Raw genomic sequence first — 25,957 nt, 5'->3', positions numbered from 1 at the left:
CCGTCAGTCGCTGGCGAGCTTGGCGTTGTGGGAAACTTCGTTCTTGTCGCGATCGAGGAAATAGACTGCGACGTCGTCGCCCGGCACGCCGTAGGCGCTGCACACGCCGCGGGTCAGGGCGATCGCGGCGGCGCGGCGCTCGGCTTCGCTGCGACGGAACGCGTGCACCTTGAGCAGGATGCGTTGGCCGGCGTCCTGCCCCCCCAGCGCGCCGGCATGGGCGTAGTCGTCGGCAGCGATCGGAAGAAAATAGAGTGTGACCGTCTCCGCGCCGACTCCGAAGGCCGACATCAGGCCGTCGGTCACGGACCTCGCCAGCGCGGCCTTGCGCTGCGAAGGAACTTGCGGGGCGAGCACTTCGACATAGGGCATTGATCAGACCTTCGCGGACTTCGCCGCAGACGATTTGGAGGTGGAGGGCTTGGGCTTGTTGGCCTTGACCGTGGCCGCAGCTTCGATCCTGCGGCAAGAATCGCGCTGCACGAGGCGGGCGCCGACGCGATACTCGCGTACGCCATCATTGCCGTTGCCCTTCGCATCCATGCGCTGCAGCAGCCGGTCGACGGCCAGATTGGCAAGATCGCGCGCGCCGTTGTCGACGATGCTGATGGCCGGGCGGTGCCATTCGAACCACGGCATGTCCTCGTAGCAGAGCAGCGAGAGATCGTTGGGGATGGCGATGTTCCGCTCCGCCGTCACGCGCAGCACGCCGAGCGTTGCCTCGTGGTTGGCGACGAAGATCGCGCTGGGAGGGCGGGGGAGATCAAGCAGCTTGCGGCAGCAGGTCGCACCGGTCTCGGGAACGAAATGGCCGGCATGAATCAAGGCGTTGTCAGTGGCGATGTCGGCCTCGCGCAGCGCGCGGACATAGCCGGACAGCCGTTCGCGGCCCGACGTGGTGTCCTGGCGACCGACGATCAGTCCGATGCGCTTGTGGCCGAGCTCGATCAGGTGACGCGTGCCGAGATAGGCGCCTTGCGGGTCGTCGGCGAGCACGGTCTCGAGGTCGGTTGCGTCATCGCGCCGCACCAGGCAAACGATCGGGACGTCCTTCGCCAGCGCCTTGAGCTGTGGGCCGTTCTTGCCCGTCGGCACGACGATCAACCCATCGATGCGGTGATCGACCAGCGTGGTGAGGGTGTCGCTCTCCTGCTGCTGATCGTCGCCGCCGATGCACAGTAGCATCTGATAGCCCAGCGCTTTCAGGCGCGCCTGCACCACTTCTGCCATCACCTGGAACGAAGCGTTGGTGAGGTTGTGAACCAGAAGCGCGACGAGCCGCGACTGCCCAGTCTTCAAGCCCCGCGCGATCGGGTTGGGCCGATAGCCGAGCTCGCGCGCGATGCGCGTCAGGCGCTGCTGCGTGCGTTCGCTCGTCAGGCCCGTCCCGGTCAGCGCGCGCGAAGCGGTGCTGACCGAAACGCGGGCCGCCTGTGCCACATCTTTGAGCGTGACGCTCATTAAACCTGCCGATAGACTGGAAACGATTGCAGAAACGCTATGGGCTAATTTTGCGGGGATCAAGCCCAAAAAATGGATGGTGTTGCTCAATGTGGAGCCAGTTACGCAATCGATTGCATCAATCCTACGGATATTCCGCAGGCGGTCACCGTCCGTTGAATTCACCCGATTACCCGGCAGTTCCCTGATGAAGACGTTTCGCGGCACCTACACCGTCATGATCACCCCGTTCACGCCGTCCGGCGACGTCGATGTCGCGGCGTTGCGCGCCTTCGTCGACTGGCAGATCGCGGAAGGTATTCATGGGCTGATCCCGCTCGGCTCGACCGGCGAATTCCTGTCGCTCGACGATGACGAGAAGGCGCTGGTTGCCGAGGTCGTCATCACCCAGGCCGCGGGGCGCGTGCCCGTGCTGATCGGTACCGGGGCGGAGGACACACGCGAGGTGGCGCGTCTCAGCCGCCGTGCCGAAAAATCGGGCGCGGACGGCGTGATGATCATTCCGCCGTTCTATTCGACGCCGACCGACGACGAGCTCGTCCATCATTACAAGACGGTTGCGGACGCGATCTCACTGCCGATCATGGTCTACAACAATCCGGCGACCGCCAATGTCGATCTCAAGCCGCCGCTCGTGGCGCGCATCGCCGAGATCGATAACTGTCTCTATATCAAGGAGTCGACGCTGGAGGTGACGCGCGTGCGCGACATCATTCGCCTCTGCGGCGACAAGATGACCGTGTTCGGCGGCATTCTCGGCTTCGAATCCTTCGTCGAAGGCGCGCAAGGCTGGGTGGCGGTCGCCTCCAACGTGGTGCCGTCTCAGATGGCGCGCATCTTCAGCCTCGTTGCCGATGAAAGCGCGATCAGGGAAGCGCGCGAGCTCTATCTCGAATATCTGCCGGTGATCGAATTCGTCGGTGGTCAGGCCTATGTTGCCGGCAGCAAGGCGTTGCTCGGCCATATGGGCCTTGCCGTCGGCAATCCGCGCCCGCCGCGTCTGCCGTTGCCGGCCGCGCAGGACGCGGCCGCGCTCGCGCTGGTCAGGCGCTTCGGCCTGGCCTGGCCGAGTGTGTCATCCCGGGTGAGCGCATGAGCGCGTCATTGCCGCGCCACCGCAATCCGCGCCGCGATCTCTTCGCGCGCGTGCCTGATCAGGGATTGCGTCAGCCGCTGCTGCATGCGGCCGGACGGCACGATGGCAGATACCGTGACCTCGGTCTTCGGCTTGAACGGCACGCTTCTGAGGCGGCTGTAGCGCGTCGAGGACGCTGTGAGCTCGTCCATGATCGTAACTCCAAGCCCTTCCTCGACGAAATGCCCGGCGACGTTCATGAAGCGCACGTCGATGGCGGGTGCGAAATTGACCGCGCTGCGGCGAAAAGCCTCTTGGATCAGGCTGCTGATGCGGCTGGATGTGCGGGCATTGATCAGCGGCGTGTCGCCCAGATCGGTGGGACTGACGAAGCTCAACTGCGCGAGCGGGCTGTCGGCCGGGCACGCGCAGACCATGTCGAGCTGCGCCAGCGGCAGATAGTCCAGCGTCGGGCGCGGATGCGGCTCCATGGCAAAGCCGATGTCGACGATGCCGGTCTCGACATATTCCAGGAGGTCGTCGAGGCGCTGTGTCTCGAGCGAAATCTCGACGCCGCCGTGGTCGCGGCTGAAACGCGCGACGACCTGTGGCAGCAGCGATTCCGACAATTCAGATGTGGCAACGATCCGCATCCGTCCCTTGCGGCCGGCACGCAGATGCGCGGCCGTCTGGCTGATGAGGTCCTGCATCAAAAACAGCGGCTCGGCTTCCGCGAGCAGGATCTGCGCCTCCTGCGTCGGGATCATGCGCTTGTTGATGCGGTCGAACAGCAGGAAACCGAGCGCGGCCTCCGCGTGCTTGATGGCGTTGCTGACCGCGGGCTGCGACATGCCGAGATCCTTCGCCGCCGCAACCGTCGAACGCGTGCGCATCACGGCGCGCAGGATTTCAAGCTGTCGAAGATTCATGAGGATGGTCCGGTCATGGGTGAGCGATCACAGTGTGCATCATAGATTTCGGTTATCAACCTCGCTCGCAAAATAATTGATGGCGGTGTTGTCGATGGTTCGAGCGTCAGCTTACGCTTCACGCGAAGATATAGCGTTGCGACCGAAGCGTTTTCGAACGCGCAAGTCGCGCGCCAGGCATGGTGAGTGAACGGATGAACCTGCTCGACGGCGTCAAAATCCTCAGCTTCAATCATTATCTCGCGGGCCCGCTTGCGGCGCAGACGCTCGCCGATCTCGGCGCCGACGTCATCGCGGTCGAGCCGATCGAGGGCGCGTTTCAGCGCAACTGGGCGGTCGCCAATCATTTCGTCGCGGGCGACAGCGTCAATCATCTGGCGACCGGGCGCAACAAGCGCAGCCTCGCCGTCGATCTCAAGCATCCCGACGGAATCGCCGCGGTAAAGAAGCTGGTGGCGGCGTCGGACGTGGTGATGGAGAATTTCCGGCCAGGCACCATGGCCAAGCTCGGCCTCGGCTACGATGCGCTCAAGGCCATCAACCCGGGTCTGATCTATGCGGTCGCGACCGGGTTCGGATCGGAAGGGCCCTACAAGGACCGCCCGGGCCAGGATCTCCTGCTTCAGGCAATGTCCGGTCTTGCGATGCGGACGGGACGTGCCGACGGTGAGCCGACCGCGGTCGGCGCGGTGATCGTCGATCAGCATGCCGCCTCGCTCTATGCTATGAGCATTCTCGCGGCGCTGTTCGCGAGGACGAAGACCAGTAAGGGGCAGCTCGTCGAGGTCAACCTCTATCAGGCTGCGATCGACCTCCAGGTTGAACCATTGACCGCCTGGTTGAACGGCGCGCCGTCGCCGACGCCGCGCGGTCCGGCGGGCATCGCAGCGTGGTTCAGCCCCGGACCCTACGGCATTCATGCAACGGCAGATGGCCATGTCGCGATCTCCATGGCGTCCCCCAAGGCGTTGGCGACGGCGCTCGCGAGTGACGAGCTGAAGCAGTTCGGTGAAGCCGACAGCTTCTCTCAGCGCGAGGAGATCACAGGGATCGTCGCGGCGCGCCTGAAGCAGAAGTCGACGGCGGAATGGTTGCCTGTGCTTGAAGCCGCGCGGATATGGCACGCGCCGGTGCAGGACTATCGCGATCTCGAAGGCGATCCCCAGCTCAAGCACCTCGGCGTGTTCAAGACCGCCGAGAGTACAGGGGGCGTGCCGATCCGGATGGTCGCGCATCCCGCGCGATATGACGGGCAGACGCCGGAGGTGCGGCTGGTGCCGCAGCGGCTCGGCGCGCAGACGCGCGAGGTACTCGGCGAGATCGGTTACGGCGCCGCCGAGATCGACGTCATGGTCGCAGGCAAGGCTGTCGGGGTGGCGCGATGATCGATTTTTCGCTGCCCGAAGATACGCGCCTTCTGGTCGACACCGTCCGCCGCTTCGTCGAGACCGAAGTACAACCGCTCGAGGACGAGGTGGAGCGGACGGCCACCGTGCCGGCCGCCGCGCTGGCGACGACAAAGGCCAAGGCGCAGAAGCTCGGCCTCTATGCGATGAACATGCCGGCCGACATCGGCGGCGGCGGGCTGTCCTGCGTCGAGCATTGTCTCGTCGAGGAAGAATTCGGCAAGACCTCGGATGCGCTGATCCGCCGCGTGTTCGGCCAGGTGTATCCGATGCTGATGGCCTGCAAGGGCGAGCAGGTCGATCGTTATCTGCTGCCAACGGTGAAGGGCGACAAGATCTGCGCCATGGCGATCACCGAGCCGGGCGCCGGCTCCGACGCGGCGTCGATCAGTACGACCGCTCATCTGGACGGCGACGCATGGGTGCTCAACGGGACCAAGCACTTCATCAGCGATGGCGACATCGCCGACTACGTGATCCTGATGGCGCTGACCGACAAGGACAAGCGGGCGCGGGGCGGCATCACGCTGTTCCTGGTCGATCGCGGCACGCCCGGCTTCAAGGTCGCGCGCACCCAGCCGATGATGGGCCATCGTGGCTACGGCCATGCCGAGCTGTCGTTCGAGGATTGCCGCATTCCCAAGGATGCCGTGCTCGGCGAGGTCGGTGCGGGCTTCAAGCTGATCATGCAGAGCGTTCTCCAGATCCGTCTCGCTCATATCGGCGCGCGTGCCATCGGCATGGCGCAGCGCGCGCTCGAGATGATGCGCAAGCACGCCGGCGAGCGGCGCCAGTTCGGCCAGGCGATCGGCGACTTCCAGATGGTGCAGAAATTGATCGCCGATTCCGCCACCGAAATCTTCGGCGTCAAGATGATGGTGATGAACGCCGCCTGGGACATTGATCAGGGGCGGGACGCGCGCGACAAGGTCTCGATGATCAAGGTCGCGGCGTCCGAGATGCAGGGCCGCGTCGTGGATCGCGCCATCCAGGTATTCGGCGGCATGGGTTTCAGCAAGGACCTGCCGCTGGAGCGCATGTATCGCGATGCCCGCGTCACCCGCATCTATGACGGCACCTCGGAGATCCACCGCATGCTCGTCGCACGCAGCACCATCAAGAACGGCTTGCAGCTCTAGGGAACGTTTCATGTCTCACGCACCTCTCAAGCCCGGCGCCGCGTTCGCGTTCCGCAAGACCATGACGGTCGCCGAGCAGACGATGTTCACCGGTATCAGCGGCAACCTCGGCGGTCTCTATGTCGATGCCATCCGCGCCAAAAAGGCAGGCGCCCCCAACATGGTCGCCTTCGAGCTCGCGGTCGGTGGTCTCGCCACCACCTGCCTCAGTCAGCTCGGCGGACCGACACGGCGGATCGGCAGCATCGCGCTGAATTTTGCAGCGCCCGTGATCGTCGGCGATTCCGTCGAAGCCAAGGCGGAGATCGTCTCGGTCGCCGGCGACGAAGCGACTTGCCGGATTACCTGCACATTGTCGCCGTCCGGCGCGACCGTGGTGGACGGCACCGCGACGCTCGTTCCCTTCGCGAAGGGCTGAGCCATGTACGAGCCAAAGTCCTTCGACGATCTGAAGGTCAACGACAGGGTCAGCCTCAGCAAGACCATCACCGAGGCGGATGGCGCGCTCTACATCGCCGCGACCGGCGATTTCGGCCCCGTCCATGTCGACGAGGTCTATGCGGGCGCGACGCGTTTCGGCCGCAGGCTGGCGCCGGGGATCATGGTCGCAGGCCTCTGCACCAGCATTCTCACCAGCGAACTGGTCGGCACCATCGGCGTGTCGGTGGAGGATCGCTTCTGGTTCACAGGGCCGGTGTTCTATGGCGACACACTTACCTTCGATGTCTGGATCGCCGAACAGCACGACGAGACCCGCACGATTATCTGGGAAGCCAGCGCCCGCAACGAGAACGGCCTCGAAGTGCTGAAGGCGCGGGCGAGCCTGAAATTCCCGCGGCGCAAACCGTCATGAGCAAGCCGATGAAGAAACCGGATCTGCGCGGCGTCACGGTCGCCACCGTGCTGCCCTTCAAGGACGATAGCGCGATCGACTGGGACGGTTATGCCCGCGTGCTCGACTACTGCGCCTGTCCGGACGGGATCGCAGCTGTGTTCGTCAACGGACATGCCGGCGAGGGCGGTTCGCTCTCGGATGACGAGCGCCAGGCGGTGATCGAGCGGACACGCAGGCATATCGGCGGCAAGCCGTTGCTGGCCGGCATCATCGCGCACTCGACCGCGGAAGCGATCCACCAGGCGCATCTTGCTGAGGCAGCCGGCGCCGATTGCGCCGTGTTGTTCCCGCCGGCGCCGCTCGGCGGCGGTGCATCGGCCAGCTCACGTGCACCGGTAGCTTATGTGCAGGCTGTCAGTTCCGCCATCGGGATTCCAGTGTCGATCTTCCAGTATCCGTTGACGACCGGATTTGGCTATTCGCCGGAGACGCTGGCGAAGATCGCGGCGCTCGATGGCGTCATCGCCATCAAGGAAGGCAGCGACACCATCTTCGCCTATGACGAGAACCGGCGCGCGGTGAAGCAGGCCGACCCGTCCGTTGCGATCCTGCCGTCGAACTTCAACTGGTTCCTGCCGCAGCTTGCCGTCGGTGGCGACGGCATTCTGTCTGGTCTCGTCAGTCTCGCACCGCATCTCTTCATCGCGCTCTGGCAGGCTGCGGTCGCCGACGATCTCAAGGCGATGCGCGCGGTCAATGAACGGCTCTATCCGGTCGTCCGCGCGATCTATGGACCTGCGCCGATCATGGACATGCACACGCGCATGAAGGTCGGGCTCAAGGCGCTCGGCCTGATCGGCAACGCCGATCCACGGCCGCCGCTGCTACCTGTTCTGCCCGCGCTGTGCGACGCCATTGCAACGACCGTGAGTGTGGCGCGCGCGGCCGGCGACATCAGTTTGGGATGAGGGACGAACCTATGCGGGACGAAGCCTTCATCCACATCGTACGGGTCGACATCGATCCCGAGCATGAGGCTGCGTTCAATGCCTGGTACGAGCAGGAGCATTTTCCAGATTTGCTCGCTTGTCCCGGCTGGCTGTCGGCAAAGCGCTTCGTCTCGGTCGGCGACGGGCCAAAATACGCGGCCATGTACGAAGTTGCGGGACGCTGGGCGTTCGAGACGCCAGAGTTTTTGAAGGTGAAGGGGTTCGGTCCATTCGAATCCCTGGTGAAGAATTTCATGCGCATCCAGCTCAAGCCGATGTCGGGACCGGCCTGAGGGGATGGATGATGATGCAGCCTGCCGTATCGGGAGACCCGGTCGGGGGCATCGAAGAACGTTGAGGGGAAAGCTGGGCGAGGAACTGCATCGATTATTGGCGTCTTACTGGAGGTATCACATGCTCTCGACTCTGCTTCGCCTGAGTGCGGCCGCCGCACTCGTTCTCGCATCCACTGCTGCGCATGCCGCATGCACGCCAGCGATCACCGACGACAATCTGATTGCGGCGGGGAAATTGCAGCTCTCCATCAACCCGACCAATCCGCCGCAGCAATTCGTCGACAAGGACGGCCAGTTGCAGGGCCTCAACGTGGAGCTCGCCACCGAGCTCGGCAAGCGGTTGTGTCTCCCGGTCGAACTCGTCCGCATGGATTTTCCGGCGATGATCCCGGCCATGACCGCGGGCCGAATCGACGGCATCGACACCGGCATGTTCTGGACCGAGGAGCGTTCGAAGCTGATGTACATGGTGCCCTATGCAAATCAGGCGATTTCGGTCGTGGTTGCGCCCGACAGCGGCACAAAAATTGCTACCGAATCTGACCTGATCGGGAAAACGTCCGCGGTCGAGGTCAGCACCTACCAGATGAACTGGCTCAAGAAACTCAGCGATGCGAATGTGGCTAAGGGCGGCGCAGCTATCGAGATGCGCACGTTCCCGACGGCGACCAACGTCGTGAGCGCACTGCTCGCAGGACAAGTGGACAACGCGCTGCTCGTCGACAGCGTGGCGCGGGATCTCGTCGGTCGCGGCCGCGTCAAGGAAGTGCTGAGCGGGCTCGGCCTTGCGCGCACCGCACTCGCGTTCCGCAACAAGACGGTCACCGATGCCGTCATCAAGGCGCTGAACACGATGCGTGCGGACGGCAGCTACCAGAAGCTGTTCGACAAGTTCGGCCTGACCAGCCTGCCGGCGGATCAGCCGATTGCGATCGCCGGCCCCGGCCCGGTCTGAACCACGGAGACGCGCCGATGAGCCATTTCAGTCCGACGGCCGCCGTCAACTACTTCTTCAACTACTTCCTGATGAAGGGTGTGCTCGTCACCATCGGCTTGACGGTGGCGGCCGTCATCGGCGGATTGATCCTCGGCATGGGCATCGCGCTGATGCGCATGTCGTCCAACCCGATGCTATCAGGTCTGGCGCGGTTCTACACCTGGTTCTTCCGCGGCACGCCGCTGTTGATCCAGCTGGTGGTGATCTATAGCGGCTTGCCGCAACTGGGGATCAAGTTCAGCGTGATCACTTGCGCGCTCGTCGGCCTGATCCTCAACGAGGCGGCCTATCTCGCCGAGATCGTGCGCAGCGGTTTTATGGCCGTCTCGGCCGGGCAGCGCGAAGCTGCCTGGGCCCTGAGCCTGTCGCCATGGGTGACATTCCGTCGCGTGACCCTGCCGCAGGCGTTTCGGCTGATGATCCCGCCGCTCGGCAACTCCATCAATTCGCTTCTGAAGGCAACCTCGCTCGCGTCCGTCATCTCGGTCGAAGAGCTCATGCGTCGTAGCGACATGCTGATGCAGGAGCATTTCCAGATACTGGAGGTCTATGCCGCCGCAACGGCCTATTACCTGATCCTTACCTCGGTCTGGGATGCAGTTCAGCGCCGGCTGGAGAAGCATTTCGGTCGATCCAGCGCTGTGAAGCCGAAGCGGGCCGTGGCGAGAGTGCCGGTTGCACAGGCGAGCGTTGAGGTCAGAGCATGAGCGCACCACTGGGGAATGCAGCGATGGCAACCAGTATCGAGAGCGACATGACGCAGACGCAGATGCGCGACGTGCCAGCGGTTCGCATGGAGGCCGTGTACAAGCATTACGGCGACTTCACTGCGCTCAACGAGATCGATCTCAAGGTTGCCAAGGGCGAGAAGATCGTGGTCTGCGGTCCCTCCGGCTCGGGCAAGTCCACCCTGATCCGCTGCATCAATCATATCGAGAAGCACGACGAGGGGCTGATCTACGTCAACGGTACCGAGCTCGACCGCCAGCGGAAGAATATCGATGCTGTCAGGCGCGACACCGGCATGGTGTTCCAGAGCTTCAACCTGTTTCCGCACATGACGACGCTGGAGAATTGCATGCTCGCGCCGATGACCGTGAACGGCATCACAGAGGCGGAAGCAAAGGAGCTCGCCATGCATTTCCTGACCAAAGTTCGAATTCCAGAGCAGGCCGACAAATTTCCCGGGCAGTTGTCCGGCGGTCAGCAGCAGCGCGTCGCCATCGCCCGCGCGCTGTGCATGCGGCCGAAGATCATGCTGTTTGACGAGCCGACCTCGGCGCTCGACCCCGAGATGGTCAAGGAGGTGCTGGAGACGATGAAAAAACTCGCGGAGGAGGGCATGACCATGCTGTGCGTGACCCACGAGATGGGCTTTGCCCGCGAAGTTGCGGACCGCATCGTGTTCATGAACGAGGGGAAGATCGTCGAGCAGGCCGCGCCGGAAGAGTTCTTCAAGCATCCGAAGTCCGAGCGGGCAAGAACGTTCCTCGACCAGATCATTCACTAGGGCGGATGTCGGCGGTGTCCGGCGAGACAACCACGTCTTTCAGCGATCGCCTGCGCGGCATTCATGCCGCCACGATCGTGCCGATGACGCCCGATTTCGAGATCGATGAGCCAAAGCTGGCTGCGCATCTGGCCTCGGTCGCAACCGTGCCCGGCATCAATGGTCTCCTGGTCAACGGCCATGCCGGCGAGAATTTCGTGATGTCACTTGCCGAGAAGCGGCGCGTGGTGGAGCTCGCACGCAAACACACCCCGAAGAACTGTCTGATCGTCTCCGGGGTCAACCATGAATCGAGCCTGGAGGCCGCGCGCGAGGCGGCCGCGCTGGACCAGGCGGGTGCGGACGGGCTCCTGGTGTTTCCTCCCAACAGCTGGGCGCTTGCCCACGCCGATGACTGTGTCATCGCGCATCACCGGCGCATCCGCGACGCGACGACCTTGCCCTTGATGCTCTACGCCGCGCCGGTCAGTGCGGGAGTCATGGCCTACGCGCCGCCGCTGCTGGAGCAGCTCGTCGCCGACCGCCGCTTCGTCGCGGTCAAGGAAGGCAGCTGGGAGGTCGCAGCCTACGAACAGAATTTTAGGCTGATCCGGAAGCTGCGCCCGGAATTCGTCGTGCTCGGCTCGGGAGACGAACATCTCATGACGAGCTATCTCGTCGGCTCAACCGGCAGCCAGGTCAGTCTCGCCTGTGTCGTGCCAGCGCTCGTGGTCAGCCTCTGGAATGCAGCCGAAGCCAACGACTGGGAGCGGGCTCGCGCCGTGCACGAAAAGCTGTACCCGCTTGCGGCCGCAATCTACCGTGATGCGCCCGGAGGACGGGCGACGGTGCGGCTCAAGGCCTGCCTGAAACTGCTCGGACGGCTTTCATGCGACGCGGTGAGGCCGCCGCAGCCGCCCGTGACTCCGAGCGAGCAACACGCGCTCGAGCTAGCGTTGCGGATCACCGGACAGTGATGATTCCGGCTCGCAGGGCGGCCTAGGACTGGAAGAACGGATTCGCGGGCCGCGTAAGACCAAGGTGATCGCGCAGCGTCGTCCCGTTATATTCGGCGCGGAACAGTCCGCGTTCCTGCAACAGGGATCGCCGCCGGCGCGTCCGTCCTGGCGCAGGTGCTGCGAGAGGTTGCATTCACCACGCAGTCCTTCGCTGCGGGACGTGGGGAGGGGAGATGACGGAAATTGTCCGAGAGGACTATCGCGACGCGATGGCACGTCTCGGCGCCGCGGTCAGCATCGTCACGACCGACGGTCCCGCAGGTCGCGCAGGCTTCACTGCGTCAGCCGCCTGCAGTGTCACCGACGATCCGCCGACGCTTCTGGTCTGCATGAACCGCGCATCCTCGGCATATGTAAGCGTTGTTGGCAACAACGTGGTACTGCGCCAATGATGGGCTGGACCGAGAGTGTAATTCCTTCAATTAGTTAGAAGGTGGCGTGTGCACGACGTGTGCACCGGAAGATCAAGAAAGATCCGATGACAACCGACATTGGAATCCGCTCTGGGACGAGCTGAACATCGATCTTAAGACCCCCTTCTGGAGGAGGCCGCCGCGATCATGCGTACCAACGCTGAATACTGCCGAAATCGACCGTCAGTCGATCGCGACCAGAGCGCATCGGATGGCAGAAAAGATCGCTTCGATCTGGTCTTCCGTGATGATTAGGGGCGGAGAGATCAGCAGCGTGTCGCCGCTGCCGCGAATCAGGATGCCGTCGTCATAGCAGCGGTTGGCGCATTCCGCACCGCGCGCGCCCGTCGCTCCGTCGCGCGCCTTCAGGTCGACCGCGGCCAGCAGACCGATGTTGCGGATGTCCGTGACATGGGGCGCGTCCTTGAGCGCATGTGCGGCAGTTTCCCAAAGCGGCGCGATGCGACGCGCGCGTTCGAACAAGCCGAGATCCTGGTACACGTCGAGCGCAGCAAGGCCTGCCGCGCAGGCGAGCGGATGGGCCGAATAGGTGTAGCCGTGGAGCAGTTCGATCGTGTTGTCCGGCCCCTGCATCAATGCGTTGTAAACCCTGCCGCTGGCGATGACGCCGCCCATCGGCACGGCTGCGTTGGTCATGCCCTTGGCGCAGGTGATGAGGTCGGGTGTCACGCCGAAGGCGTTGGCACCGAAGGCCGCGCCGAGGCGTCCGAAGCCGGTTATCACTTCGTCGAAGATCAGGAGAATGCTGTGTTGGTCGCAAATCTGGCGGAGCCGCTCGAGATAGCCGACCGGCGGCGGCAGCACGCCGCCGGAGCCGGTCACAGGTTCGACGATGACGGCGGCAATCGTGCTGGGATCGTGGACTTGAAGCAGTTTTGCGAGTTCGTCCGCAAAATGTGCGCCCCATTGCGGCTGTCCCCGGGAGAACGCCGCATGATCCGGATCATGCGTATGCGGGAGGTGATCGACCTCGGGGAGCAGCGGGCCGAAATCCCTGCGGTGGCGGACGATTCCGCTCACCGAGAGGCCGCCCCAACCCATGCCGTGATAGGCTTTGGCGCGCGAGATAAAGCGGATGCGGCTGGCCTCGCCACGAGCACGGTGGTAGCCGCGCGCAATCTTCAGAGCAGTATCGACCGATTCCGAGCCGGAGTTGGTGAAGAAGACGTGGTCGAGCCCCGCAGGTGCGATCTCGGTGATGCGCCGGGCGAGTTCGAAGGCCGCTGGGTGGCTCATCTGGAACGAGGAGACGAAGTCGAGCTTTGCCGCCTGCGCCTGGATCGCCTCGACGATCCGGCGCTGTCCGTGGCCGGCATTCACGCACCAGAGGCCCGCCATGCCGTCGAGAATGCGCCGGCCGTCGTCGGTGACGTAGTGCATGCCCTCAGCGGCGACGAAGATGCGTGGCTTGGACTTGAACTGCCGGTTCGGCGTCATCGGCAGCCAGAACGGCTCCATGGCCTCGCGGGTGAGGGGGCTGTTGGAAGAAGCGAAAGCACTCATGGGCATGGAGACTCTTTTACGTGTTCAGGCGGTCTTTGATGAGGCGGAATTGGCCGGGCTGCGCTTGAGCCTTGCGGCCCCTTCAAGGTGCCGTCTCAGAAGCGCGGCCGCGGCCTCGTGCTGGTCCGCTTCGAGCTGATCGAGAATGCCGAGATGCTCGCGGCAGTTCACGATCACGCGCTCATGGCCGAAGGTCCAGTCGTAGTTGCCAAAGCGCCGCAGCCGGTTCTGCTGCTGAACGGCAACCAGGAAATAGCGGTTGCCGGATGCGGCGGCGAGGCCTTCATGAAAGGCCGCATTCATCTCGTAGAGCGCGATACTGGCCGTGTCGCTCCACGGCCTCGCCAGCATCTCCTGATGTTGGCGGCGCATGTCGGCGGCCCACGCCGGATCAAGCCGGAATCCTGGCTCGAGCAGGCCGGCCGGCTCGATCAGCAGGCGGTAGCGATAGCTTTCGTCGCGCGCTTGTGTATCCGCGAGGGTTGGCTGGAAGCGCCAGCCATGTCCCGGCTTGCGCTGGACCGCGGCAACCTCCGCAAGCTTGCTGAGCACGCGCTGCACGACCGGCCGTGTCGCATCGTAGCGCTGCATCAGGTCGCGCTCGGACACCTCATCGGGCAGCCGACCGGCGCGGCGATCACGTGCGATCGCGAGGAACAGCCGGTCGGTATCATCGGGGCTCGGCTTTGGCGGTGTCTTGTGCGGGGCAGGGGCCGTCTCGGCGACGAAATACCCGCGTCGTGCGCCAGCGTGCACGAGCTTGCGGGTTGCGAGCAGCTTCAGTGCGGCGCGTACCGGCGTGCGTGAGACATGAAGGCGGTCGGCGAGCGCGACCTCGGCGAGTCGCGTGCCGGGCACAAGCCGCTCGCTCCGGATCAGGTCGATGATCCCGGCGGATAATTCGCGCTGGAGACGGCTTGGGGATGCCTTTTCTCGGCTTGAAGATTTTTGTTTCATGTCATGACAAAATACATTAGCCTCTCTGAGAAAGCAAAAGGAACTTGGCGTCCATGGTCGAACCCTTTCCCCTGATCGAGATCTCCGGTCCTCCTCATGAGCGTGGACGTCAATATGGGCAGAAGGCGGCGGACCGCATCCGCAAAGGGACATCGCACTACTTCAAGCAGTTGAAGGAGCTTTCGCTCGACGCGAAGGGCGTGGCTGCGCTGGTGCGGGATTATCTGCCCGTCATCGAGGCGTTCGAGCCGAGCTATATCGAGGAGATGCGTGGCATTGCCTCGGGCGCCGATGTTCCGTTCGAGGATATCGTCCTGCTCAACGCGCGCACTGAGATCATCAAGCTCGCGAATCCCGAGATCCGCGCGCGTCTGAAGACGCCGGAGGATCCAGACGGCTGCACCGGCGTCGTCGTGCTGCCGCAGGCGGCGGGCAATGGCCGGCTGATCCATGCCCAGAATTGGGACTGGAAGCGCGAATGCGCGGAAACCGCGGTGGTGCTGAAAGTCCGGCGCGACGATGGTCCGGACCTCATGACCTTCACCGAGGCCGGCGCGCTCGGCCGTTGCGGCTTCAATGCCGTCGGCATCGCAATCACCGCGAATTACCTCGAGAGCGACCGCGACTATCGACGGGTCGGCGTGCCCCTGGCGCTGATCCGCCGCAAGGTGCTGGAGAACGAGCACCTCGCGCTGGCGATGCGCGCGGTCTATTGCACCAAAAAGTCCGCGGCCAACAACATGATCGTCAGCCATCGCGAGGGTGTGGCGATCGATTTCGAATGCGCGCCGGACGAGACCTTCCAGGTGCATCCGCAAAACGGCCTGCTGGTGCACGCCAATCACTTCGTCAGCCCGGTCGCGCTCGGCAAGCTGAAGGACACCGGCATCGCCAACACGCCGGACAGTCTCTACCGCGACATTCGGGTCCGCGATCTCCTCCAGCCGCATATCGGCAGGATCACCTTCGACACCGTCAAGAGCGCCCTGTTCGACGAGTTCGCCTATCCCTGGTCGGTGTGCCGCCCGCCGCGCCGCAATCTCAGCAACAATCTCAGCGCCACCGTGGCGATGATCCTGATGGAGCCGGCGAGTGGCCTGATGCAGGCGGCGCCGCTGCCGGCGCTCAATCGCGAGTTCACCACGTACCGGCTTGAGATTGACGAGATCGGGCGAGCAGCGTTCGATCGGTCGGTTGCGGCGGGGACGGCGTGATGCATCGGCGTCGGCCATCGCCGGCATGGGCGGTCGGTCTGGCCGCGCTGGCCCTCTCGGCGATGCTGGGGAAGGCCGGCGCCGAAACCGTGCTGAGGACGCGGCTCAACGCCGACATCCGCTCGACCGATCCCGGCACCAATCGCGACGCCAACACGGATGCGGTGGTCGCGCACATCGTCGAAGGGCTGGTCGCCTTCCGTGATGATACCTCGATCGGCCCGATGCTGGCCGACAGCTGGACCGTTTCGAACGAAGGCAAGACCTACACGTTCCGCCTGCGGCAGGGCGTCAAATTCCACAACGGCGCCACCATGACTGCGGATGACGTGGTCTGGTCGTTCAAGCGGTGGCTCGATCCGGCGACGCAATGGCGCTGCCTGTCCGAGTTCGGCGCCACCGGCATCGCGCGGATCGAGAAGATCGAAGCGGCGGACCCGCAGACTGTCGCCATCACGCTCGATCAGCCGACGGCGTTGTTCCTGCCGACCCTCGCGCGCCCAGATTGCGGTCAGGCCGCAGTCATTCACCGGAATTCTGTCGGGCCGGACGGCAAGTGGATCACCCCGATCGGCACCGGGCCGTTCAAGCTCGGCGAGTGGAAGCGGGGACAGTATATCGATCTCGTTCGCTTCGACGGCTACGCCTCGCGTGGCGAGCCACGAACCGGCTACACCGGGGCCAAGAACGTGAAGGTCGATCGCGTGCGCTTCAACGTGATCCCGGATAGCTCTGCCGCGAAGGCAGGCCTTTTGAGTGGCTCGCTCGACGTCATCATGAGTCTGTCGATCCCCGATCTCGAAGAGCTCAAGTCGCGCTCGGACGTGCAGCTCAGCATCACGCCTGCGCTGGGCCTCACCGGCATCCTGTTCCAGACCAAAGATCCGCTGCTGAAGGATTTGCGGATTCGGCGCGCCATCGCGCTCTCCATCGATACCGCACAGCTCGTCGACGCCGTGACGCAGGGAACGGCGCGCCCCAACAATTCCGCACTGCCGCTCGGTAGCCCCTTCTACAGCGAGGCGCAATCGCACGGCTATGCGCAAAACATCGCGGAAGCGAAGAAACTCCTCGCTGAGGCCGGATATCGCGGCCAGCCGATCAAGATGATCACCAACAAACGCTACAGCTTCGTGTTCGACGCATCTGTTCTGGTGCAGGCGATGGCGCAGGGCGTCGGGATCAATATCGAGCTTGAGGTGATGGATTGGGCAGCCCAGCTCGACCGCTATAACCGTGGCGACTACCAGTCGATGGCCTTCGTCTATTCCGCACGGCTTGACCCCTCGCTCAGCTTCGAGATGCTGACCGGGCCGAAAGCGACGCAGCCGCGCAAGGTCTGGGACAATCCGGATGCTCAGGAAATGTTGCGGCAGTCGATGATGATTGACGATGCCGCGAAGCGGCAGACGCTGTTTGACGAGATGCACCGTCGTTTCATCGCCGACGCACCGATGATCGTGCTGTTCAACGGCGCCGAGCTCACGGCGTTGCGCAAGAACATCAAGGGCTATGCCGGCTGGCTCTATCCGGAGCCGCGGTTCTGGGGTGTCACGGTCGAATAGGCAAGGGCGGCGCCATGTTGGGTTACCTCGCAAGACGGCTGGCCATGACGATCCCGACGCTGCTGCTGGTCGCGATCGGGGTCTTTGCGCTGGTCCGGCTCATTCCCGGTGACCCCGTGCAGGTGATGCTCGGCGATGCCGCCGATCCCGCGCAGGCGGTGCAGCTCCGTGCCCAGCTCGGCCTCGACCAGCCGATTCCGCTTCAGTTCATGCACTGGATCGCAAAGCTTGCGACCGGCGATTTCGGGCACTCCATCACCAACAACCTTGCCGTGCTGCCGTTGATCCTCGACCGCTTCCAGGTCAGCGCGATCATCGTGCTGGTCGCGGTTGCGACAGCGGCCTGCATCGCGGTCCCGGCCGGCCTCGTCGCGGCCTGGAAGCAGAACAGCCTGCTCGATCTGTCCGTTGTCGGCGGTGCCACGCTGCTTTTGTCGATACCGAGCTTCTGGCTCGGCCTTCTGCTGCTGCTCCTGTTCGGGCTCAAGCTGAAATGGCTGCCAGTGATCGGTTATGTGCCATTTACAGAGAATTTTTGGCAGGCAGCCACCTTCATCGTGCTGCCGATTGCAACGCTGACCATGGTCGAGATCGGCGTACTCACGCGCATGGCGCGTGCCGCATCCATCGAGGTGCTGCGGCTCGAATACGTGACGCATGCGCGCGCTAAGGGCGTGCCGGAATGGCGGGTTCTCGCCAGACACGTGCTACCGAACGCGTTCGCGCCGACCTGGACGCTGATCGGGCTGGTGCTCGGCCATCTCCTCGGGGGCATCGCCGTGATCGAGACCGTGTTCACGCTGCCCGGTCTCGGGCGGCTCCTGGTCGACTCGATCTTCGCGCGCGACTATCCGGTGGTGCAGGGCTGCCTGCTGTTCACGGCCGTAATCTATGTCGTGGTCAATCTGATCGTCGACCTCTGCTATCCGCTGTTCGATCCACGGGTGACGGTCGCATGAGGATGCGCGCCAACACCGCGATCGGCGGCATCCTCATGGCGCTCCTGCTCGGCGCGGCCGTCACCGGAGTTTTCTGGACGCCGTTCGATCCGCTGCGCATCAATTTGCGCGCACGGCTTCAGGCGCCGTCGTCACTGCACTGGCTCGGCACGGATGAATTTGGCCGCGACGTGCTGAGCCGTATCATGGTCGGCGCAGGCGCCAGCGTCGTGATTGCCTTGGTCACGGTGCTGCTGGCAGTTGCGGCCGGCATGGTGATCGGCTGCACGGCCGGTTACATTAGAGGCTGGGCCGACCGCATCATCATGGCGGTCAACGACGCGCTCCTTGCGTTCCCCGGCATCCTGCTGGCGCTCGCCGTGATGATCGTGGCCGGAGCCAACAAGGTCGGGCTCATCCTGGCGCTTGGTCTTGCTTACATCCCGTCGGTCGTCCGCGTTGTGCGCGGCACCGTGCTGTCGATCCGCGAGAAGGAATATGTCGAGGCCTCGCGCGTGATCGGCAATTCGGAGGTCTACTCGATGGTCCGCCACGTGATGCCGAACGCGATTGCGCCGGTCGCGGTGCTCGCGACCAGCATGTTCGGCTGGGTGCTGCTGGCCGAGAGTGCGCTAAGCTTCCTGGGACTTGGCGTGCCGCCGCCGGCGCCGACCTGGGGCAATATGCTGGCGGCGAGCCGTCCGTTCATGGAAACGGCGGCCTGGCTCTCGATTGCGCCGGGGCTGTGCATCGCGCTCACGCTGCTCGGCATCAACTTGCTCGGCGATTCCTTGCGCGATCGACTCGATCCCAGGATGGCGCACGGATGACGCTGCTCACAGTCGAGAATCTGAGCATCGAGGCGTCCGCGCGCAAGGCTCTGGTCGTCGATGACGTCTCCTTCGCCGTCGAACGCGGCGAGTTTCTGGCCGTCGTCGGCGAATCCGGCAGCGGCAAGACGGCAGCGGCGCGTGCCGTGCTAGGCCTGTTGCCGCCGGGCCTTCGCAAGGCTGGCGGGCGTATCGTGCTCGACGGCGTCGACCTCGCGACCACCTCGGCGCGCCGCATGCGCGCGCTGCGCGGGCCCGTCGTCGGCATGGTGTTCCAGGAGCCGATGGTCTCGCTCAATCCTGCGATCAGCGTCGGTGCGCAGATGGCCGAGGGGCTCGGCCTGCACGAGCGGATTGGAAGGCGTGAGATCAGGCGCCGCTGCCTTGATATGCTGGAGCGCGTGCAGATCCGCGATCCCGAGCGGACGTATGATGCCTATCCGCATGAATTTTCGGGCGGCATGCGCCAGCGCATCATGCTCGCCTCAGTGATGCTGCTGAAGCCGAAGCTCCTGATCGCGGACGAGCCGACCACGGCGCTGGACACCCTGACCCAGCGCGAGGTGCTCGACCTGATGGTCGGGCTCGCGCGTGACCACGGCACCTCGGTGATGTTGATTACCCACAATCTCGGGCTGGTGTCGCGCTATGCGCAGCGCGCGCTGGTGCTGCGCCAGGGCAAGATGGTCGAGACCGGCACGAGCCGACAAATCCTGTTCTCGCCGCACGAGGCCTATACCAAGCGGTTGGTTGAGGCCTTGCCGCGCCGCGGTGCCATTACGAAGGCGCAGCAAAGCGGAGAGCCGCTCGTCAGCGTGCGAGGCCTCAAGGTCGGCTTCGGAGGGCGGCAACGGTTGTTCCGGCGCGACGCCGGCGTCTCGGCCGTCAATTGCGTCGATCTCGACATCGCCGCAGGCGAGACGGTCGCTGTCGTCGGCGGCAGTGGCTCGGGCAAGACGACGCTCGGTCGGGCCATGTTGCGTCTTATTCCGACATCGGGCGGCGAGATCAGGTTTCGGGGCAGGGATGTGACCGCGACCGTCGACCGCGACTTCCGCCTCGCCTCGCAACTCGTATTCCAGGATCCTTATTCGTCGCTCGATCCGCGCATGCGCGTCGGCGAGATCGTCGCCGAGCCGCTGCGCCACGTGCCGCAATTGGCGGCGGGTGAGCGGGACAGGCGGGTGGAGGCAATGCTGGAGGAGGTCGGGCTCACGGGCCTTGGCAGGCGTTGGCCGCATGAATTGTCGGGCGGTCAGCGGCAGCGGGTCGCGATCGCGCGTGCCATCGTGCGCCAGCCGGCCTTCGTGGTCGCGGACGAACCCGTGTCGGCACTCGACATGACCATCCAGGCCCAGGTGCTAAAATTGTTCGAGCGGCTCCAGGCGCAATACGGCTTCGCGTGCCTGTTCATCAGCCATGATCTCGCAGCCGTCGAGCAGGTCGCCGATCGGGTCGTGGTGATGCAGGGTGGCCGGATCGTCGAGCAGGGTTCGCGCGACGATATTTTCGATCGCCCGCAGCACGACTACACCAAAGCGCTGCTCGCGGCAGCGCCCGTGCTGGATTTCGCCGGGACGGCAGCGGCGCAGGCCTCGGGCTGAACAGGATTTGCGTATGAAGCGGTTGGTTGTTGCGTTTTCTCTGATGCTTGCATCGCTGCCCGCGGTCCGCGCCGAGAGTGTCTTGCGTAGCATGATCACCACTGACATTCGAGGCTTGATGCCGGGCAACAGTCCCGACGACAACACCGGCCTCGTTCTTCAGCAGATCTATGAGGGCCTGGTCGCCTGGCGCAGCGACGGCACCGTCGCGCCGATGCTGGCAAAGGCGATCGAGACGTCGGCGGACGACCGGACCTACACTTTTACACTGCGCGATGGTGTGACCTTCCACAACGGCGCGCCCCTGACCTCGCGGGAGGTGGTCTGGACCTGGGAGCACTTCCTCGATCCGAAATCCGGCTGGCCGTGCCGAACCAATTTCGACGGCACGCGGAAGATCAAGATCGTCGAGATTACTGCGCCGTCGCCGGACCAGGTCGCATTCCGGCTCGCCGAGCCAAGCGGCTCCTTCCTCAGCACGATGGCGCGGGCCGATTGCGACGGTACCGGCATTGCACATCCGGACTCGGTCGGTGCCGACGGTTCCTGGCAGAAGGCGATCGGTACTGGTCCGTTCAAGCTCGCCGATTGGCGCCGCGGCCAGTTCGTCGAGCTTGCCCGCAACGAGGCCTATGCCCCGCGTGGCGAGCCGGCCGACGGCCTTGCCGGGGCCAAGCTTGCGAAGGTCGATCGTGTCAGGCTGTCGATCGTTCCAGACCCAGCGGCGGCGAAGGCCGCGATCCAGTCCGGCAATCTCGACCTTTGGCCGTCAGCGGATCCGAAATTCGCTGGTGAGCTGAAGGCGGCGGGTCTGGTGATTGAATCGGCGCCGGTCGCCTCGTTGAACGCGATCGTGATGCAGACGAACGATCCATCGTTGAAGGACAAGCGCATTCGCGAAGCGATTGCGGCCTCGCTCGACTATCCGAGCATGAGCGACAGCTTGACCGACGGTTACGCCAAGCCAAGCACCTCGCTGGTTCCGCTATCGAGCCGCTATTACGGGGCGGTGGAGCAGGCCGGTTACAGCCTCGACATCGCGCGCGCGAAGAAGCTCCTTGCCGAGGCGGGCTACAAGGGCGAGCCGATCAGGATCACCACCAATTCGCGCTTTCCGGTGATGAACGACGTCGCCGTGCTGGCGCAGGCGATGGCGGAGCAGGCTGGGCTGAACCTCATTGTCGAGGTCGTCGAATTCGCGACCCAGCTCAGCCGCTACAACAAGGGCGACTATCAGCTCATGGTGTGGAACTACACGCCCTATCTCGATCCGGCCTTCGGCCTTGACCGCTTCATCGGCGACAAGGGCGCGCAGCCAGATCGTGTCTGGGGCAGGGCCGAGGCGATGGAGTTGCTGGCGAGGCTGATGGAGACGGCCGCGCCGGAGGCACGCCAGCCGCTGTTCGATGCGCTCCACAAGCTCTTTGTCGATGACGCGCCGATGATCGTGTGGAGTTCCGGCGTCAACGTCTCCGCGGTCTCACCGGCGGTGCGCGGCTACGCGCCATGGCCAGGCCGCAAGCCCCGGTTCTGGAATGTCGAGGTCGTCAGATGATCCCTCTTGCCCAGCGCAAACACCATTCCTGGCCGGACGGCGCGCGCTGCGTCGTCGGCCTCACGCTCGATTTCGACGGTACGTCGCTGGAACGTGGCCGCGGCCAATTGCCGTTCGGCGCCCGCTCGCATGGCCGCTATTCTGCCAAATGCGGCATCCCGCGCTTCGTCGATATGTTCGCGCGCCAGAACGTGCCCTGGACGTTTTATGTCTCCGGCTATGACGCCGAGGAAAGCCCGGATCTCGTCCGCGACATCGCGCGATCGGGCATCGAGATCGGCTCTCACGGCTATCTGCATGAGGGCGTCGATCCCGGCGATGCAGAGCCGGAGCTCTTGGAGCGAACGCACCGGCTTTTGGCGGAGGTCACGGGCATCGCGCCAAGAGGATGGCGGTCGCCATCCGGGCACAAGACCGCGCGCACGCTGCGAAAGCTGCGCGAGCTCGGCTATGTCTACGATTCCAGCGACAAGGATTTCGACCTGCCGTATCTCGCGCGCTACGACGGTGAGGAGCGGAGCGATTACGTCTGCCTGCCCAACAACACATCAAGCCTCGACGATTTCCCGTTCTATCGCGTCAGCTACACGCCCCCGTCGGAAGTTCTGGCGCATTGGCAACAAGAGTTCGACGCGATCTACGAGGAGGGCGGCTACTACAACCTGACCTTCCACCCGCGTGTTGGTTATGGGTCCGGCTCGCCGGCGCGTGTCGCGGCGGTCGAGCGCCTGATCGAATATGCCAAGCGGCACGAAGGCGTGCGCTTCGTCGGTATGCTGGAGCTGGCAGAATGGTGCCTGAAGCGCCCGTCTGACTGGCGGCGGGACTGGAGCGGACAATGACGAAGCCGATCGTTCCAGTCGTCGTGACCGTCAATCTCCAGGGCAAGACGGTCGAACTGACTCAGCTTGGTGAGGACGCCCTGTTCGGCCGCGCCTCGTACGGAAAATACGCCTATGCCGTCGGTTGCGAGCGGCTGTTCGGCGTGCTCGATCGCCACGGCATCAAGTCCACCGTGTTCGTTCCCGGTGCTGAGGCGGAGGGCAACCCCTCCTATGTCGCCGCCCTTGCCGGCCGCGGACATGAGATTGCTGCGCATGGCTGGGCGATGGAGGAGATGGATGCGGCGGCAATCGACGAACGGGCGCTGCTGGAGCGTACGCATGCCACGCTCTCGCGGATCGTGGGCCAGCCGCCGCGCGGATTTCGGGCACCGCACGGCCGTCTCACAGAGCACACGCTCGGACATCTTGCCGATCTTGGCTATCGCTATGATGCGAGCTTCCAGGACGACGATCATCCCTACCGGCTCGACGCCGATGGCGGTCGCGGCATGGTCGAGGTGCCGCATGCGGAGATTCTGATCGACGCAACGCTCTACGGCCAGCGGCAGACGCATGATCGCGTCATGAAGATGTGGCGCGAGGAGATCGAGGCCATGTATCGCGAGCGTTGCCTGATCACGCTGACGCTGCACCCACGCAGCGATTATGGTAGTGCGCGGGCCAGCCGAGTTGCCGCCCTGGACGGGTTGCTGACATGGCTACGCGATCTTGACGGTATCTCGTTCCTGACCTGCGAAGAGGTCATGAACCAATTCAGCTCTTGAGTGCCGCTCTTGGCGCCAGGGGGACAATTCTCGATCGTGTTGCCTCTCGCTAGCTGCAGCTAGCTCGAAGGCGAACGGCGGACCTTGATCGTGGCTTGGGAGCCATCAATCGGATAACAGCATGGCATGGCCCGGGACTGCTGCAGGCGGCGATCACGGCAAGCGCGCCCGTTACGCATGCTGTCATCGGAGCAAGCATGTCCCCGAGCAGCGTTGAGCGTTGACTCACCGGCGCTCCCAGATAATGTCTAGACATATCATGTGGCTGGAGCAGCATCGTGCCGCCGATCTATATCGCATACCTCAATCGTTCCGATATCGAAGAGCTCAAGATCACCGACGACGAAATTCTTGCGGCGATTGAGTTGAGCTTGGCGGCCCAGGGCCGGGGGGATACCGTAATCGAGCCGCGCGTACACCTCGAGCCGGGAGCCGCCAATGGGCACTTCAACGTGTTGCGCGGTGCAATCAAGACGCCGATCGATAGGGCCGGGGTCAAGATCGTCGGTGACTTCGTTGACAATTACAAGCTTGGACTACACTCTGAACTCGGCATTTTGGCGCTGTTCGATCCTTGTACCGGCGCGCCGAAGGCGATCATGGATGCAAGCGGCATTACAGACATGCGCACCGGCGCGGTCACCGCGATTGGCGCCAAATATCTTGCGCGCAAGACCTCAAAAGTTCTCGGCCACATCGGTGCGCGCGGCACCGCTTACTGGAACGTTCGGCTGCTCGACCGCCTGTTCGACTTCGACGAGATCCGCGTGCATTCCCGCCGCGAGGAGAGCCGCACCAGTTTTGCCGAACGACTAAGCAGGGACCTCGGCAAAAAGATCGTTGCGACGGATGACTGGCAAAGCTGCGTTGAGGGTGCGGACATCGTGGTCGAGGCGTCGCGGCTCGACAAGCCGACGCCGATGTTAAAGACCGAGTGGATCAAGAAAGGCGCGTTTGTCGTGCCGTACGGCACGATGAGCGCGATTGAGCTGTCTCTGACCGATGTCATGACAAAACTGGTTGTCGATGATTGGGGACAGTGTAAGGGCGGCAAGTTTGGCAGCCTCCGCGCTCATGTTGAGGCAGGCAAGCTCTCCGAAACGACCTTGCACGCAGAGCTCGGGCAAATCGTGGCCGGCCTCAAGCCCGGTCGCGAAAGTGAAGCTGAAACCAATTTACTCTGGCATCGCGGGCTGTCGCTATCTGATATCGCGCTCGGACATGCCATGCTGGAGAGGGCCGAGCGCATCGGGGTAGGGCAACGCTTGCGCTTTGCCTAAAGGGATGGAATTTTCGCAGATGTGCCTCGTTGCCAACGCGAGAATGTACTCGGTCAATCCCCAGTCTGCAGCAGCCTGGAAAGAGCTGTTCGGCTGGCTTGCGCATGCAAGCGGCGTGGAGCTCGATATCGTCGACCACGCCTTTCCGCTCAAATTGTCCGATCTTTGGTCGCGAGACGATCTCGCCTGCGTTTTCATGTGCGGATTTCCCCTCATGTTATCAGGGCGGCGTCCAAAGCTTGTCGCCGCCCCGATTCCGGCAAATGCCCCTTTGGCAGGTCGGCCCGTCTATGCCACGTTGCTGCTGGTTCGTTCGGAATCCGGCTTTCAATGCCTTGAAGACACTTTCGGCGGCCGGCTGGGTTACACCGTTCATGACTCGCATTCCGGTTACAACGCGCTACGTCACCACCTGCTGCCATACTATCGACAGCGTGGAGAAAAGTTGTTTGGCGAAAGCGTCGGTCCGCTCACGACACCCCGACGCGTGGTCGATGCGCTGTTGGACGGAAGTATCGATGTCGGACCGCTCGACAGCTACGCGCTGGACTTGATGTTGCGCCACGACGAAGCTCTTCGATCGCAAATCAGGGTTGTTGCGAGCACGAACGCTGCTCCGATTCCGGCGCTGGTCGCGGCCCCCAATTGTCCCGACGAGGTGATTGCGAAGTTGCAGGACACCCTTGTTAAGCTCGCTGATACAGCCGAATGCGTGTCTCTAAGAGATCGCTTGTGTCTCAATGGATTCACGAAAGTGGCGATCCGCGACTACGAGTTGACCTTGCAGTGGGATGCGGAAGCGCGTCTAGCAGGATATCCCGAACCGGGCTGAC

Annotated in this window: 26 protein-coding genes and 1 pseudogene; 22 read left to right on the top strand and 5 right to left on the bottom strand. The window is 63.7% G+C overall.

Features of this window, described 5'->3' with window-relative positions:
• Positions 1-3: 3 nt before the first annotated feature.
• Together ABIB73_RS05890 and ABIB73_RS05885 are read right to left on the bottom strand one after the other, a co-directional pair.
• Positions 4-372, bottom strand: coding sequence for a tautomerase family protein (locus ABIB73_RS05890; RefSeq protein WP_354222105.1), 369 nt, complete (start codon positions 370-372; stop codon positions 4-6).
• A 3-nt stretch (positions 373-375) separates the two neighbouring features.
• On the bottom strand, positions 376-1,461 hold the full coding sequence (locus tag ABIB73_RS05885) for a LacI family DNA-binding transcriptional regulator (RefSeq protein WP_354222104.1): 1,086 nt from the start codon (positions 1,459-1,461) through the stop codon (positions 376-378).
• Between the two features lie 184 nt (positions 1,462-1,645).
• Here ABIB73_RS05885 and ABIB73_RS05880 point away from each other — a divergent pair, with 184 nt between their 5' ends.
• Positions 1,646-2,557, top strand: coding sequence for a dihydrodipicolinate synthase family protein (locus ABIB73_RS05880; RefSeq protein WP_354222578.1), 912 nt, complete (start codon positions 1,646-1,648; stop codon positions 2,555-2,557).
• Between the two features lie 5 nt (positions 2,558-2,562).
• On the opposite strand, the gene ABIB73_RS05875 is transcribed toward ABIB73_RS05880, so the two are convergent.
• A complete protein-coding gene (locus tag ABIB73_RS05875) occupies positions 2,563-3,465 on the bottom strand; it encodes a LysR family transcriptional regulator (RefSeq protein WP_354222103.1) in 903 nt (300 codons plus the stop codon).
• A 194-nt stretch (positions 3,466-3,659) separates the two neighbouring features.
• Here ABIB73_RS05875 and ABIB73_RS05870 point away from each other — a divergent pair, with 194 nt between their 5' ends.
• The 11 genes and pseudogenes from ABIB73_RS05870 to ABIB73_RS05820 form a co-directional block, all read left to right on the top strand.
• Positions 3,660-4,850: a CaiB/BaiF CoA transferase family protein gene (locus tag ABIB73_RS05870; RefSeq protein ID WP_354222102.1), complete on the top strand. Its 1,191-nt coding sequence runs from the start codon at positions 3,660-3,662 to the stop codon at positions 4,848-4,850.
• Positions 4,847-6,010 (top strand): acyl-CoA dehydrogenase family protein, encoded by a 1,164-nt coding sequence (locus ABIB73_RS05865; protein WP_354222101.1) that lies wholly within the window; start codon positions 4,847-4,849, stop codon positions 6,008-6,010. The genes ABIB73_RS05870 and ABIB73_RS05865 overlap by 4 nt, the downstream gene beginning before the upstream one ends.
• A gap of 10 nt (positions 6,011-6,020) precedes the next feature.
• Positions 6,021-6,428, top strand: a complete 408-nt coding sequence (locus tag ABIB73_RS05860) for a MaoC/PaaZ C-terminal domain-containing protein (RefSeq protein WP_354222100.1) — start codon at positions 6,021-6,023, stop codon at positions 6,426-6,428.
• Between the two features lie 3 nt (positions 6,429-6,431).
• Positions 6,432-6,863 (top strand): MaoC/PaaZ C-terminal domain-containing protein, encoded by a 432-nt coding sequence (locus ABIB73_RS05855; protein ID WP_354222099.1) that lies wholly within the window; start codon positions 6,432-6,434, stop codon positions 6,861-6,863.
• Positions 6,864-6,871: 8 nt separating this feature from the next.
• On the top strand, positions 6,872-7,813 hold the full coding sequence (locus ABIB73_RS05850; RefSeq protein ID WP_354222098.1) for a dihydrodipicolinate synthase family protein: 942 nt from the start codon (positions 6,872-6,874) through the stop codon (positions 7,811-7,813).
• A gap of 11 nt (positions 7,814-7,824) precedes the next feature.
• Positions 7,825-8,127 carry a hypothetical protein gene (locus ABIB73_RS05845; RefSeq protein ID WP_354222097.1) on the top strand — a complete coding sequence of 101 codons (303 nt, stop codon included), beginning with the start codon at positions 7,825-7,827 and terminating at the stop codon, positions 8,125-8,127.
• Between the two features lie 121 nt (positions 8,128-8,248).
• On the top strand, positions 8,249-9,085 hold the full coding sequence (locus ABIB73_RS05840; RefSeq protein ID WP_354222096.1) for an ABC transporter substrate-binding protein: 837 nt from the start codon (positions 8,249-8,251) through the stop codon (positions 9,083-9,085).
• Between the two features lie 17 nt (positions 9,086-9,102).
• On the top strand, positions 9,103-9,834 hold the full coding sequence (locus ABIB73_RS05835; protein WP_354222095.1) for an amino acid ABC transporter permease: 732 nt from the start codon (positions 9,103-9,105) through the stop codon (positions 9,832-9,834).
• 23 nt (positions 9,835-9,857) lie between these two features.
• Positions 9,858-10,637, top strand: a complete 780-nt coding sequence (locus tag ABIB73_RS05830) for an amino acid ABC transporter ATP-binding protein (protein ID WP_354222094.1) — start codon at positions 9,858-9,860, stop codon at positions 10,635-10,637.
• 14 nt (positions 10,638-10,651) lie between these two features.
• Entirely contained in the window at positions 10,652-11,593 is a 942-nt protein-coding gene (locus ABIB73_RS05825) for a dihydrodipicolinate synthase family protein (RefSeq protein ID WP_502918390.1), read from the top strand.
• Positions 11,594-11,808: 215 nt separating this feature from the next.
• Positions 11,809-12,015 (top strand): annotated as a pseudogene (locus ABIB73_RS05820) (flavin reductase); the annotation flags it as partial.
• 216 nt (positions 12,016-12,231) lie between these two features.
• Here the strand turns inward: ABIB73_RS05820 and aptA are convergent.
• Positions 12,232-13,572 carry an omega-aminotransferase AptA gene (gene aptA / locus ABIB73_RS05815; protein WP_354222092.1) on the bottom strand — a complete coding sequence of 447 codons (1,341 nt, stop codon included), beginning with the start codon at positions 13,570-13,572 and terminating at the stop codon, positions 12,232-12,234.
• 24 nt (positions 13,573-13,596) lie between these two features.
• A complete protein-coding gene (locus tag ABIB73_RS05810; RefSeq protein ID WP_354222091.1) occupies positions 13,597-14,529 on the bottom strand; it encodes a GntR family transcriptional regulator in 933 nt (310 codons plus the stop codon).
• Between the two features lie 53 nt (positions 14,530-14,582).
• Here ABIB73_RS05810 and ABIB73_RS05805 point away from each other — a divergent pair, with 53 nt between their 5' ends.
• The 10 genes from ABIB73_RS05805 (at position 14,583) to ABIB73_RS05760 (ending at position 25,956) form a co-directional block, all read left to right on the top strand.
• Positions 14,583-15,743: a C45 family autoproteolytic acyltransferase/hydrolase gene (locus ABIB73_RS05805; RefSeq protein ID WP_354222090.1), complete on the top strand. Its 1,161-nt coding sequence runs from the start codon at positions 14,583-14,585 to the stop codon at positions 15,741-15,743.
• Positions 15,743-17,308, top strand: a complete 1,566-nt coding sequence (locus ABIB73_RS05800; protein WP_354222089.1) for an ABC transporter substrate-binding protein — start codon at positions 15,743-15,745, stop codon at positions 17,306-17,308. The genes ABIB73_RS05805 and ABIB73_RS05800 overlap by 1 nt, the downstream gene beginning before the upstream one ends.
• A 14-nt stretch (positions 17,309-17,322) precedes the next feature.
• Positions 17,323-18,267 carry an ABC transporter permease gene (locus ABIB73_RS05795; protein WP_354222088.1) on the top strand — a complete coding sequence of 315 codons (945 nt, stop codon included), beginning with the start codon at positions 17,323-17,325 and terminating at the stop codon, positions 18,265-18,267.
• Positions 18,264-19,076: an ABC transporter permease gene (locus tag ABIB73_RS05790; protein WP_354222087.1), complete on the top strand. Its 813-nt coding sequence runs from the start codon at positions 18,264-18,266 to the stop codon at positions 19,074-19,076. The genes ABIB73_RS05795 and ABIB73_RS05790 overlap by 4 nt, the downstream gene beginning before the upstream one ends.
• A complete protein-coding gene (locus ABIB73_RS05785) occupies positions 19,073-20,680 on the top strand; it encodes a dipeptide ABC transporter ATP-binding protein (protein ID WP_354222086.1) in 1,608 nt (535 codons plus the stop codon). The genes ABIB73_RS05790 and ABIB73_RS05785 overlap by 4 nt, the downstream gene beginning before the upstream one ends.
• 91 nt (positions 20,681-20,771) lie before the next feature.
• Positions 20,772-22,235, top strand: a complete 1,464-nt coding sequence (locus ABIB73_RS05780; RefSeq protein WP_354222085.1) for an ABC transporter substrate-binding protein — start codon at positions 20,772-20,774, stop codon at positions 22,233-22,235.
• Complete coding sequence (locus ABIB73_RS05775) at positions 22,232-23,077, top strand: polysaccharide deacetylase family protein (protein WP_354222084.1); 846 nt, start codon at positions 22,232-22,234, stop codon at positions 23,075-23,077. Before ABIB73_RS05780 ends, ABIB73_RS05775 begins: the two co-directional genes overlap by 4 nt.
• On the top strand, positions 23,074-23,844 hold the full coding sequence (locus ABIB73_RS05770; protein WP_354222083.1) for a polysaccharide deacetylase family protein: 771 nt from the start codon (positions 23,074-23,076) through the stop codon (positions 23,842-23,844). The genes ABIB73_RS05775 and ABIB73_RS05770 overlap by 4 nt, the downstream gene beginning before the upstream one ends.
• Before the next feature lie 278 nt (positions 23,845-24,122).
• Complete coding sequence (locus ABIB73_RS05765) at positions 24,123-25,124, top strand: ornithine cyclodeaminase family protein (RefSeq protein WP_354222082.1); 1,002 nt, start codon at positions 24,123-24,125, stop codon at positions 25,122-25,124.
• A 19-nt stretch (positions 25,125-25,143) separates the two neighbouring features.
• Positions 25,144-25,956: a phosphate/phosphite/phosphonate ABC transporter substrate-binding protein gene (locus ABIB73_RS05760; protein ID WP_354222081.1), complete on the top strand. Its 813-nt coding sequence runs from the start codon at positions 25,144-25,146 to the stop codon at positions 25,954-25,956.
• Position 25,957 lies beyond the last annotated feature (1 nt).

The organism is Bradyrhizobium sp. F1.4.3 (genome assembly GCF_040548375.1).
GTDB lineage: Bacteria > Pseudomonadota > Alphaproteobacteria > Rhizobiales > Xanthobacteraceae > Bradyrhizobium.
The sequence above is the reverse complement of the archived record's forward strand: the minus strand, read 5'-3'. Positions and strand labels throughout refer to the sequence as shown.